The organism is Enterobacter sp. UCD-UG_FMILLET, assembly GCF_000762975.1.
Lineage (GTDB): Bacteria > Pseudomonadota > Gammaproteobacteria > Enterobacterales > Enterobacteriaceae > Enterobacter > Enterobacter dykesii.
In genome coordinates, this window is the sequence record NZ_JRJC01000047.1 from 20442 (window position 1) to 32723 (window position 12282).

General features: G+C 59.3%; 10 protein-coding genes. 8 read left to right on the forward strand and 2 right to left on the reverse strand.

Annotated elements, in window-relative coordinates; all coding sequences use genetic code 11:
- Window positions 1-53: 53 nt before the first annotated feature.
- The gene (locus tag LA04_RS21260; RefSeq protein ID WP_047653079.1) at window positions 54-2336 is read right to left on the reverse strand and encodes an ATP-binding protein; all 2283 of its coding nucleotides are present in this window, start codon (window positions 2334-2336) and stop codon (window positions 54-56) included.
- A 169-nt stretch (window positions 2337-2505) separates the two neighbouring features.
- On the opposite strand from LA04_RS21260, the gene LA04_RS21265 reads away from it, so the two are divergent.
- The 6 genes from LA04_RS21265 to LA04_RS21290 are packed head-to-tail and all read left to right on the forward strand — an operon-like array spanning window position 2506 to window position 8603.
- A complete protein-coding gene (locus LA04_RS21265) occupies window positions 2506-4026 on the forward strand; it encodes a sugar ABC transporter ATP-binding protein (RefSeq protein ID WP_047653081.1) in 1521 nt (506 codons plus the stop codon).
- Complete coding sequence (locus tag LA04_RS21270) at window positions 4023-5018, forward strand: ABC transporter permease subunit (RefSeq protein WP_047653082.1); 996 nt, start codon at window positions 4023-4025, stop codon at window positions 5016-5018. The genes LA04_RS21265 and LA04_RS21270 overlap by 4 nt, the downstream gene beginning before the upstream one ends.
- 32 nt (window positions 5019-5050) lie before the next feature.
- Window positions 5051-5992, forward strand: coding sequence for an ABC transporter substrate-binding protein (locus tag LA04_RS21275; RefSeq protein ID WP_021242935.1), 942 nt, complete (start codon window positions 5051-5053; stop codon window positions 5990-5992).
- A 49-nt stretch (window positions 5993-6041) separates the two neighbouring features.
- A complete protein-coding gene (locus LA04_RS21280; protein ID WP_047653084.1) occupies window positions 6042-6728 on the forward strand; it encodes a D-lyxose/D-mannose isomerase in 687 nt (228 codons plus the stop codon).
- Between the two features lie 10 nt (window positions 6729-6738).
- Complete coding sequence (locus LA04_RS21285) at window positions 6739-7599, forward strand: ketose 1,6-bisphosphate aldolase (RefSeq protein WP_047653085.1); 861 nt, start codon at window positions 6739-6741, stop codon at window positions 7597-7599.
- Window positions 7599-8603 (forward strand): carbohydrate kinase family protein, encoded by a 1005-nt coding sequence (locus LA04_RS21290; protein WP_047653086.1) that lies wholly within the window; start codon window positions 7599-7601, stop codon window positions 8601-8603. Before LA04_RS21285 ends, LA04_RS21290 begins: the two co-directional genes overlap by 1 nt.
- Here the strand turns inward: LA04_RS21290 and LA04_RS21295 are convergent.
- Window positions 8600-9331 (reverse strand): response regulator, encoded by a 732-nt coding sequence (locus LA04_RS21295; RefSeq protein ID WP_029740750.1) that lies wholly within the window; start codon window positions 9329-9331, stop codon window positions 8600-8602. The genes LA04_RS21290 and LA04_RS21295 overlap by 4 nt on opposite strands.
- A gap of 256 nt (window positions 9332-9587) precedes the next feature.
- On the opposite strand from LA04_RS21295, the gene fdhF reads away from it, so the two are divergent.
- Both fdhF and LA04_RS21310 read left to right on the forward strand, forming a co-directional pair.
- The gene (gene fdhF, locus LA04_RS21305; RefSeq protein ID WP_081957739.1) at window positions 9588-11735 is read left to right on the forward strand and encodes a formate dehydrogenase subunit alpha; all 2148 of its coding nucleotides are present in this window, start codon (window positions 9588-9590) and stop codon (window positions 11733-11735) included.
- 322 nt (window positions 11736-12057) lie between these two features.
- Window positions 12058-12210, forward strand: a complete 153-nt coding sequence (locus LA04_RS21310; RefSeq protein ID WP_047653088.1) for a Hok/Gef family protein — start codon at window positions 12058-12060, stop codon at window positions 12208-12210.
- The last annotated feature ends 72 nt before the right edge of the window (window positions 12211-12282 follow it).

Here is a 12282-nt window from a genome sequence, read left to right on the forward strand (position 1 = left end):
GTGAACTGGCCTTACGATAATGAACGGCGGGAAGCCGGGGTAGCGGAGGAATCTCAAATTACCATAACCTTGCGCAGCGCCTGCGCCAGCTGCACCCGCGTAAACGGCTTACGCAGTAGCTGAACGTCCGGCAGTTGCGGGTTATGCGCGGGACGTAGATCCTGGCCGCTGATCAGCAGTACAGGAAGCAGCGGGTAATGGCTGCGCACATGGTTAATCACCTCGGCGCCGCTGAGGCTGCCGGGCAGCATCAGGTCGCTGATAAACATGCCAATATCCGGTGAAGCCTCCAGCATATTCAGCGCCTGCTCGCCGTTGTCCGCTTCCAGCGTCAGGTAGCCGAGCTGATGCAGCTGCTCGCACAGGGTTTGCCGAACATCGGCCTCATCTTCCAGCACCAGCACCAGCCGCTCGCTATCGACGGAGGCGGTGGCTGACAGCGCTTCATCGTCTGCCGCAGCAGGCAGCACCGAGCGCGGGAGGTGAAGCCGGACGGTCGTTCCCTGCCCCGGCGCGCTTTCAATTTCCACGCGGCCGCCGGACTGACGCACAAAGCCGTAGACCATCGACAGGCCTAACCCGCTCCCGCTTCCGGTTTGCTTGGTAGTGAAGAACGGTTCAAAGACCCGGGATTTTACCTCCTGCGACATGCCGCTGCCGCGGTCAATCACCTCCAGCGCCACCATATCCTGCCTGCGCCCGTCGCTGCGGGTGACGCGCTGATTCCAGGTGCGGATTTTAATCACCCCGCTTTGCCCTTCCATCGCATCGCGCGCGTTCATTACCAGATTGATGATGGCGTTTTCCAGCTGGCTAACATCAATCCACGCGGGCCACGCCGGGGTTTGCGCTTCAATCTCCAGGGTCAGGGTGGCAGGCAGGGAGTGTCGCAGCAGTTCCCGGAGGTTCTCCAGCAGCGGCAGCATCTCTACCGCATGCGGCGTCAGGGATTGCTTGCGGGAAAACGCCAGCAGGCGCTGCGTCAGTAAGGCGCCGCGCTCGGCCGCCTTCAGCGCCCGGGTAATGCGCGGCGCGTCTTTTGATTCGGGGTCGGTGAGCTCAAGGCTGCCGATGATCACCGCCAGCAGGTTGTTAAAATCATGCGCCAGCCCGCCGGTCAGCTGTCCGACCGCCTTCATCTTCTGGCTGTGCAGCAGCGCCTCTTCCAGCCCCTGACGCTCAACGCGGTCGATCTCCATCTGCGTGGTTTTCTCTTTCAGCAGGCGCGTGGTGTGCTCAAGCGAGGCGGTATTACGGGCAAAAACGTTAAACGCGCGCGCCAGCTCGCCCAGCTCATCTCGCCGCTGGAGGGCGGGAACGGAGACATCCTGTTCGCCGTGAGCAAGGCGCGACATCGCCCGGGAAATCGCCGTCAGGTTAGAGGCCAGATTGCGGTAGATATACCAGCAGGCGCACCCGGTAATGATCAGCGCCAGCACGGCGAAGATGCTGATAAACACGCTGATGGACTGCAGCTCGTGATGGCTCTGGGCCGTGCGAAGCCGGGAGGCCTGCGCCACCTGCCCGACGTACTGATTAATGTCGCTGTTGAGGATTGCCACCAGCGCCTTGATGTGGAACATATACCAGCTTATCGCCAGATCGCTCTCTTCCAGCTGCTTCGACAGCGGGGCGAGCTTGCCTAACTCGGCATTAAAATCTGGCAGAACTTCCTTCACGACCGGCTGTACGGCACTCCGGGGCAGCGCAGCGGCCACGGCGTCCAGCTGCTGAACGGTCGCGCGCGGCGAAGGCGTGTCGATGGCGGCAGCGATCAGCCGGTCCATCTCCATCAGCTGCTGCGCATCCGGCACGTTGCTGTCGTAACGGCGGTTAATGTCCTGAAGATGACGCAGGTAGCTCTGACTTTGATACAGCGAACTCAGCAGCGCGTTACGCTCCAGATGGCGCCGCTGGCCGCGCTCAAGCATCTCCGTCACGCTCTGCTGTAGCTCATTGCTTCGTTGAATAATGCGCGCCACCAGCGCTGGCTCCTGCTGCGCCAGCGGCGCATCCGCAAGCTGTTCCAGCGAGCGGCGCAGCGCCATTTGCGTCTGCTTCAGGCGCTCGGCTTCGCCTTTGTACTCCAGCGCCCCGACGACCTGCGAAAGCCGCACCGCCGCCGTCGCCACGTTGGCGGTATCGCGGGCCAGGTTCATGCTGCCGGTCATGTCATCCAGCGTTTGCTGCTGAACCTGCTCCTGGATTTGGCTGGCGTGACGAAAGCCGAGCACCGCCACGCCGCTCACCATCAGCGTCACGGCGACCACCAGCAGATTAAAAATCAGCAGGCGGCCTCGGGCGCTGGCGAAAAAGGGCGGACGGCGTGATGGCATGGGTTTGGGCTCCTGTGCGGTTTGGCGCCCTCACCCACCGGGAGAGGGAAAAGGAAAATGTGATGGCGATTAGCTTTTCATAACTATGACAAATATGAACAGCTTCTGACATTTTGCATTTACGCACCTGTGATGAAGTGCAGATATCGGCATTCGCAGGAGATCCGCCATGAGCAGAACCCCGGTATTAGAGATGCGCAGCATTGCCAAAACGTTTGGCAGTTTCCACGCGCTCAAGGGTGTAGATTTGACGGTCTTTCCCGGAGAGATCCACGCGCTGATGGGCGAAAACGGCGCGGGAAAAAGCACGCTGATGAAAATCCTCGCGGGAGCCTATACCGCCACCAGCGGCGAGATCCTGATCGACGGCCAGCCGTTTCACATTAAAGGGCCGAAAGATGCGCTGGCCGCAGGCATTACCCTGATTTATCAGGAGATGCAGCTCGCGCCCAACCTGACCGTTGCCGAAAATATCTTTCTTGGCAGCGAGCTGTCGCGCGGTGGGATGGTACAGCGCAAAGAGATGGCTGCCCAGGCGCAGGCGGTGATTGACCGCCTCGGCGCGCAGTTCAGCGCCACCGATCTGGTGATGAAGCTGACCATCGCCGAGCAGCAGCAGGTGGAGATCGCCCGCGCGCTGCACCGTAACAGCCGCATTCTGGTGATGGATGAACCCACCGCCGCCCTCTCCTCGCGGGAAACGCATCGCCTGTTTGAACTGATTTTGCGCCTGCGTGATGAAGGGATGGCAATCATCTATATCAGCCACCGGATGGCGGAAGTGTATGAACTCTCTGACCGCGTCAGCGTTCTGCGCGACGGGCAGTACGTCGGCAGCCTGACGCGCGACAAGCTAAACGCCTCCGAGCTGGTGCGCATGATGGTGGGCCGCCCGCTAAGCGATCTGTTCAACAAGGAGCGGGATATTCCCCTCGGCAGCCCGCGTCTCAACGTCCACCACCTCACCGACGGTAAAAAAGTACAGCCCTGCAGCCTGCAGGTACGTTCCGGCGAAATCGTCGGGCTGGCGGGCCTGGTGGGGGCCGGACGCTCCGAGCTGGCGCAGCTCATCTTCGGCGTGCGTAAGGCCACCGGCGGCATGATTGAGGTCGACGGCGAGCCGGTGGTGATCCACTCTCCGCGTGCGGCCATCGAAAACGGCATCGGTTTTCTCACCGAGAACCGCAAGGAGCAGGGGCTATTTCTGGAGCTGGCGGCGCAGGAGAACATCACCATGGCGACGCTGGAGCGCGACGCGACCTTCGGTATGTTAAACCGCAAAAAAGCCCAGTCGATTTCCGATGACGCCATCGCCCTGCTCAACATCCGCGTGCCCCATTCGCAGGTGCGCGCGGGCGGGCTGTCCGGCGGCAATCAGCAGAAGCTGCTCATCTCCCGCTGGGTGGCGATTGGCCCACGCATTCTGATTCTGGACGAACCCACGCGCGGCGTGGACGTCGGCGCGAAAAGCGAGATCTACCGCATCATGAACCAGATGGCGCGCAAAGGGGTGGCGATTTTAATGATCTCCAGCGAGCTGCCGGAAGTGGTGGGCATGAGCGACCGGGTGTACGTGATGCGGGAAGGCAGCATTGCGGGTGAACTCCACGGGCGCGACATCTCTCAGGAAAACATTATGACGCTGGCAACCGGCGTGAACGACACTCATCATCAGGCGGTGCAATCATGACAACTCCAACCCATCCGCAGCAGGTGGCGAAATCCGCCTCCGCCAAAAAAATGCTGATGAGCGATCTGATGCAAACGGTCGGCATCCTGCCGATTCTTATCCTGATAGTGGCGGTATTTGGCTTTATCGCCCCGAACTTCTTCACCGAGAGCAACCTGCTCAACATTACCCGTCAGGCGTCGATCAACATCGTGCTGGCGGCGGGAATGACCTTCATCATTTTAACCGGCGGGATTGACCTCTCCGTGGGCTCGATTCTGGGCACCACGGCGGTAGCGGCGATGGTGGTCTCGCTTATCCCTGAATTTGCCATGCTCTCCATTCCGGCTGCGCTAATGCTCGGCATGGTGCTGGGGCTGTTCAACGGCGCGCTGGTGGCCTTTGCCGGGCTGCCGCCCTTCATCGTGACGCTCGGCACCTATACGGCGCTGCGCGGCGCGGCCTATCTGCTGGCGGACGGCACGACGGTCATTAACTCCAATATTAACTTCGAGTGGATCGGCAATAACTACCTCGGCCCGATCCCGTGGCTGGTTGTCATTGCCCTCGCGGTGATTGCGGTTTGCTGGTTCATCCTGCGCCGCACCACGCTCGGCGTACATATCTATGCGGTGGGCGGCAACATGCAGGCGGCGCGACTGACCGGCATCAAGGTCTGGCTGGTGCTGCTGTTTGTCTACGGCATGAGTGGCCTGCTCTCCGGGCTTGGCGGCGTGATGAGCGCCTCGCGCCTCTACAGCGCCAACGGCAACCTCGGTATGGGTTATGAGCTTGACGCGATTGCGGCGGTGATCCTCGGCGGCACCAGCTTCGTCGGCGGGATCGGCACGATCACCGGCACGCTGGTTGGCGCGCTGATCATCGCCACCCTCAACAACGGCATGACGCTGATGGGCGTCTCCTACTTCTGGCAGCTGGTGATCAAAGGGGCGGTGATCATCATAGCGGTGCTGATCGACAAATACCGTACCCGACACCATCAAAGTGCATAACAACAACACCCTACAGCTTCGAGGAAAACCCTATGCGTTTGAAACCGTTAGTAACCGCGCTCTGTGCTGGCGCACTGCTTGCCGCAACGCCGTTTGCGCAGGCAAAAGATCTGAAGTCCATCGGCGTGACGGTGGGCGACCTGGCCAACCCGTTCTTCGTGCAGATCACCAAAGGTGCCGAGCTGGAAGCGCGCAAGCTGGCTGGCGATAACGTCAAGGTGACGCTGGTCTCCAGCGGTTACGATCTGGGCCAGCAGGTGGCGCAGATCGATAACTTCATCGCCGCGAAGGTGGACATGATCATCCTCAACGCTGCGGATTCCAAAGGGATCGGCCCGGCGGTGAAGCGCGCGAAGGACGCCGGGATCGTGGTCGTTGCGGTTGACGTGGCGGCGGAAGGGGCGGATGCGACCATCACCTCCGATAACACCCAGGCGGGCGAAATGGCCTGTAAGTACATTACCGATCGCCTGAAAGGCAAAGGCAACGTGGTGATCATCAACGGACCGCCGGTCTCTGCGGTGCAAAACCGCGTGGAAGGTTGTCAGACGGAATTCAAAAAACATCCGGATATCAAGGTGCTCTCGGATAACCAGAACGCCAAGGGCAGTCGTGAAGGCGGTCTGGAAGTCATGACCTCCCTGCTGGCGGCCAATCCGAAGATCGACGGCGTGTTTGCGATTAACGATCCGACGGCGATCGGCGCCGATCTGGCCGCGAAGCAGGCTCAGCGCAACGAGTTCTTTATCGTCGGCGTCGATGGCAGCCCGGACGGCGAGGAAGCGCTGAAGCGCGAAAACTCACTGTTTGTCGCGACCCCAGCGCAGGATCCGCAGGTCATGGCGGCAAAAGCGGTGGAGATCGGCTATGACATTCTACAGGGCAAACCTGCGCCGAAAGCGCCCGTGCTGATCCCGGTGACGATGATCGATAAAAAGAACGTCGGCACGTATAAGGGCTGGACGGTTAAATGATCCTTTTCCCTCTCCCGCAGGGAGAGGGAACTGTTTTCAAGGAGTCCCCATGAAACGCTCCGACATCAATGAAATTCTCGGCCACACGCGACAGTTCTTTTCCATGCACGACGTGCATCTCCCGCCGTTTGCCAGCTTCCCGCCCACAAAATGGCAGCAGCTTGACCAGGCAGCATGGCAGGAAGTGTTCGACCTCAAGCTCGGCTGGGACGTGACGGCGTTCGGCGGCAACAGCTTTGCCGCTGAGGGCCTGACGCTGTTTACCCTGCGCAACGGCTCGCCCAACGGCGTGCCTTATGAAAAGTGCTATGCCGAAAAAATTATGCACGTGCGCGACGGCCAGGTGACGCCGATGCATTTTCACTGGCGCAAGCGGGAAGACATCATCAACCGGGGCGGCGGGAATCTGATTATTGAGTTATGGAATGCCGGGGCGCATGAAGAGACGGAAAACACCGACGTGACGGTCACCGTCGACGGCTGTCGTCAGACCCACGCGCCCGGCAGCCAGCTGCGCCTCATGCCAGGGGAAAGCATCTGTCTGACACCCACTCTGTACCACAGCTTCTGGGGCGAACGCGGCTTCGGCGACGTGCTGGTTGGGGAGGTGTCATCGGTAAACGACGACGAGCACGATAACCACTTTTTGCAGCCCGTTGCCCGCTATAACAACATCGAAGAAGACGAACCGGCGCTGCTGGTGCTGTGCAACGAGTACAACCTGTTTCGGATATAAGGAGTAAATGATGCCATTGATCTCTCTTGCCGACGGTCTGGAGCACGCCAGGGCGCATCGCTACGCGCTGGGCGCGTTTAACGTGCTCGACTCCCACTTCCTGCGCGCGCTGTTCGCCGCCGCGAAGCAGGAACGCTCGCCGTTTATCATCAACATCGCCGAAGTACACTTTAAGTACGTGTCTCTGGATTCGCTTGTCGAAGCGGTTAAGTTCGAAGCCGCCCGTCACGATATCCCCGTGGTGCTCAATCTCGACCACGGCCTGCATTTCGAGGCGGTGGTGCGCGCCCTGCGCTTAGGGTTCAGCTCGGTGATGTTCGACGGCTCTACGCTGAGCTATGAGGAGAACATTCGCCAGACGCGGGAGGTGGTGAAGATGTGCCACGCGGTCGGCGTGTCGGTGGAAGCGGAGCTGGGCGCGGTCGGTGGCGATGAAGGCGGCGCGCTGTACGGGCATGCGGATGAAGCCTTCTTTACCGACCCGCAGCTGGCGCGCGAATTTGTCGATTCAACCGGCATCGACGCGCTGGCGGTTGCCATCGGCAACGCGCACGGCAAATACAAGGGCGAGCCAAAGCTTGATTTCCCACGCCTGGACGCCATTCGCCAGCAGACGGGGCTGCCGCTGGTTTTACACGGCGGCTCCGGGATTAGCGATGCCGACTTCCGCCGCGCCATCGAGCTCGGCATTCATAAAATCAACTTCTACACCGGCATGTCGCAGGCCGCACTCGCCGCCGTTGAGCAGCGCATGGCGAACCGCCAGCCGCTGTACGATGAATTTGCCGAGCTGCTGCTGGGGATAGAAGAGGCGATTACCGATACGGTCGCCGAACAGATGCGCATCTTCGGCAGCGCGGGGAAAGCCTGATGGAACGTAAAGGGATCATTGCCGCAGGCAACATGCTGGTGGATCACGTCCACCAGATCGTGCAGTGGCCGGAGCGCGGCTGGCTGGCGGAAATCACCCACAGCGAACGCTCAACCGGCGGCGCGCCGCTCAACGTGCTGCTGACGCTGGCGAAAATGCACGTTGGCCTGCCGCTGCAGGCGGTGGGGCTGATTGGCGAAGACGGCGACGGGGATTACATTCTGGCGATGCTCGACCAGTACCACGTCAACCGTCAGCGCGTTCAGCGCACCACCTTTGCACCGACCTCCATGTCGCAGGTAATGACCGATCCCAGCGGACAGCGCACCTTTTTCCACTCGCCGGGCGCCAACCGCCTGCTGGATCTTCCCGCCTTCGATCGCTTAGACGGATCGATGAAGATCTTCCATCTCGGCTACCTGCTGCTGCTCGACAGCCTGGATATGCCCGATGACGAGTTTGGTACCCGCAGCGCGCGGCTGCTGGCGCAGATGCGCGACCAGGGGTATGAAACGTCGCTCGATCTGGTGTCCCGCAAGGGCGACCCGCGCTATCAGCCGCTGGTGCTCCCTGCCCTACGCCACCTTGATTATCTGGTGATTAACGAGCTGGAAGCCGGGGAGTTTAGCGGACTGGAGATGCGCGACGCCGACGATGCGCTGAATATCGCCCATATCGCCGATGCCGCGACGCAGCTGCTGGCGGCAGGCGTGCGTCAGCGGGTGGTGATCCACTGTCCGGAAGGCGCATGGGGCGAAGCGCCGGGTGAGCAAGGTCGCTGGCTCCCCTCATGGCTACTGGAGCAGAAGGACATTGTCGGCAGCGTCGGTGCGGGCGATGCGTTTTGCGCGGGGTTTTTATACGGCTGCCACGAATCGCTCCCGCTCACGGAGAGCATTTATCTGGCACACGCCTGCGCGCGGGCCAGCCTGCTGGCGGCCAACGCGATTGACGGCGCGAAAACGCTGGCCGAGCTGCAGCTGTTTATCAAAGAGAATACCTAGGCCGCTTTCTCGCTATGGGAAACATCGGTGGCAAACACATAGCCCAGCCCGCGGATAGTTTTGATGAGCGCAGGCTGATGCGGGTTGGCCTCAATCTTCCGGCGCAGGCGCATGATCAACACGTCAATCGTGCGATCGAACACGTCGGCGCTTTCGCTGTGGGTCAGCTCAAGCAGCCGGTCACGGCTCAGCACCCGACGGGCATTTTGCGTGAGCGCCAGCAGCAGGCCGTACTCGCCCTGGGTTAAGGGGACAGGATTACGCTGCGGATCGCTCAGCTCACAGCGGGTGGTATCGAGCGTCCATCCGTTAAAAGCAATGCCCGCTACGGGCGCTGCGGGGACTTCCGCAGCCAGCACGCCCGTACGCCGCAATACCGCTTTTACGCGGGCGACCACCACGCGCGGGTTGAACGGTTTGCCAATATAATCGTCGGCCCCCATCTCCAGCCCCACCACCACGTCTGACTCACTGCCTAGCCCGGTTAACATGATCACCGGTAGCGCCGGGCGCTGCTTTTGCAGCTGCAGCAAAACCTGTAAGCCGTTGATATCCGGCAGCATCATATCCAGCAGCACCAGCGCGATATTCGGCTCCTGCTGTACCTGCCGCAGTGCATCCTGGCCGTTATGGCAGACAAGCACGCTAAAGACGTGCTCGCTCAGCACGTCCTGAAGCAGTTCGCAGACTGCCGTATCGTCATCAACCACCAGGATCGCCGGTTTCATCGTATGCTTCCGTCAGGGGATTATGTTAAGTCTGAACCATTCTGCCGTCGGCTCCAGTCAAATGGTTTTTTCAGTGACGGAAATTCAACCCATGTCACATCCGCTGCCCTGTCGACACGTCAATTTTGACGATTGACTGCTTTTTGTCAGGGTTTTCACCGCGAAGGGACCGTAAAGTCAGGGTATACCCATACAAAAAACATGGCATAGAAGCTGCATAGTGGGTGCGAATGATTCGATTAACTGGAGCAGACTGATGAAAAAAGTCGTCACGGTTTGCCCTTATTGTGCATCAGGTTGCAAGATCCACCTGGTGGTCGATAACGGCAAAATCGTCCGGGCGGAGGCCGCACAGGGGAAAACCAACCAGGGCACGCTGTGCCTGAAAGGTTACTACGGCTGGGATTTTATTAACGATACCCAAATCCTCACCCCGCGCCTGAAAACCCCTATGATCCGCCGCGAGCGCGGCGGCAAGCTGGAAGCCGTCTCCTGGAACGAGGCGCTGGATTACGTCGCCACGCGCCTAAGCGCCATCAAGGCCAAGTATGGCCCGGATGCCATCCAGACTACCGGCTCTTCCCGCGGGACGGGAAATGAAACCAACTATGTGATGCAAAAATTCGCGCGCGCCGTTATTGGTACCAATAACGTCGACTGCTGCGCTCGCGTCTGACACGGCCCATCGGTTGCAGGTCTGCACCAGTCGGTCGGTAACGGCGCAATGAGTAATGCCATCAACGAGATAGATAACACCGATCTCGTCTTCATCTTTGGTTATAACCCTGCGGATTCTCACCCTATCGTCGCGAACCACGTTATTCGCGCTAAACAGAATGGGGCGAAAATCATCGTCTGCGATCCGCGCAAAATTGAAACCGCGCGCATTGCGGATATGCACATCGCGTTGAAAAACGGCTCGAACATCGCGCTGTTGAACGCAATGGGGCACGTCATTATTGAGGAGAACCTGTACGACCAGGCGTTTGTCGCGACCCGTACGGAAGGCTTTGAAGAGTATAGGAAAATTGTCGAAGGCTATACGCCAGAGTCGGTGGAAACGATCACCGGCGTCAGCGCGCAGGAGATCCGCCAGGCGGCACGGATGTATGCCGGGGCGAAAACCGCCGCCATCCTGTGGGGCATGGGCGTGACCCAGTTCTATCAGGGCGTGGAAACCGTGCGTTCTCTGACGAGTCTCGCGATGCTGACCGGCAATCTGGGTAAAGCGCACGTCGGCGTCAACCCGGTACGCGGTCAGAATAACGTCCAGGGCGCCTGCGATATGGGCGCGCTGCCGGACACCTACCCGGGCTACCAGTACGTGAAGTTCCCGGAAAACCGCGAGAAATTCGCGAAGGCCTGGGGCGTGGAAAGCCTGCCAGAACACACCGGATATCGCATCAGCGAGTTGCCGCACCGCGCGGCGCACGGCGAAGTGCGTGCGGCCTACATCATGGGTGAAGATCCGCTCCAGACCGACGCAGAGCTCTCTGCGGTGCGCAAAGGGTTTGAGGATCTGGAGCTGGTGATTGTCCAGGATATTTTCATGACCAAAACCGCGGCGGCGGCGGATGTGATTTTACCGTCGACCTCGTGGGGCGAGCATGAAGGCGTCTACACGGCGGCGGACCGCGGCTTCCAGCGCTTCTTTAAGGCGGTCGATCCGAAGTGGGACCTGAAAACGGACTGGCAGATCATCAGTGAAATCGCCACCCGCATGGGCTACCCGATGCACTACAACAACACCCAGGAGATCTGGGACGAGTTGCGCAGTGTGTGTCCTGACTTCTACGGCGCCACCTATGAAAAAATGGGTGAGCTTGGGTATATCCAGTGGCCGTGTCGCGATGAGTCCGAAGCCGATCAGGGGACGTCATACCTCTTTAAAGAGAAGTTCGACACCCCGAACGGGCTGGCGCAGTTCTTCACCTGCGACTGGGTCGCGCCGATCGATAAACTCACCGATGAGTATCCGATGGTGCTCTCCACCGTGCGTGAAGTGGGCCACTACTCCTGCCGTTCGATGACGGGCAACTGCGCCGCGCTGGCGGCGCTGGCGGACGAACCGGGCTACGCGCAAATCAACACCGCCGACGCAGAGCGCCTCGGCATTGAGGATGAAGCGCTGGTGTGGGTGAATTCGCGCAAAGGCCGGATCATTACCCGTGCGCAGGTCAGCGATCGTCCGAACAAAGGGGCGGTCTATATGACCTACCAGTGGTGGATTGGCGCCTGTAACGAGCTGGTCACGGAGAACTTAAGCCCGATAACCAAAACGCCGGAGTATAAATACTGCGCCGTACGCGTGGAGCCGATTGCGGATCAGCACGCTGCGGAACAGTATGTCATCGACGAATATAACAAGCTGAAAGCCCGGCTGCGCGAAAGCGCAATGGGGTGAAGCCGTTAATTCATCGATGAATAAAGGGAGTGAAATATTCACTCCCTTTTTATTTCCGATTAACTCATCAACGATATTAATTATTGTTCTGGAAAGCGGCTCGCAGAAATAATGTAATTTTCGCGAAAAATAATTACATCTTTGCATTTTAATTCAGAGGGATAAGATGTGCGGCGGGTGCTTAAGACTTTCTGTCTTGAGCATTGTTGAGGGACAGAAAGTAGAAAGCCCCGGGAAATTTTCATTTACCCGAGGCTACTCCCTCAACTCCGAACAAGTTGAGAGTAGCCTCTTATTCTTTTTTTGACAAGGAGTAAAAGGCATGACGCCATTAAAAACTGCGTTAGGCATCGTCTTTATTATTTGCCTGACGATAGTGATCTTTACCTTTATTACTCGAGGTAAGTTATGCGAGTTTTCAATAAAGGGTGAACATCAGGAGGTGGCGGCAAAATTAGCCTGCAACCCAGGCTAACCTCTACGGGCGGAACCACGGTTCCGCCCGGCTTGCAGGATGCTGAGGTCTTAATGCACCCATTTTTTTCTT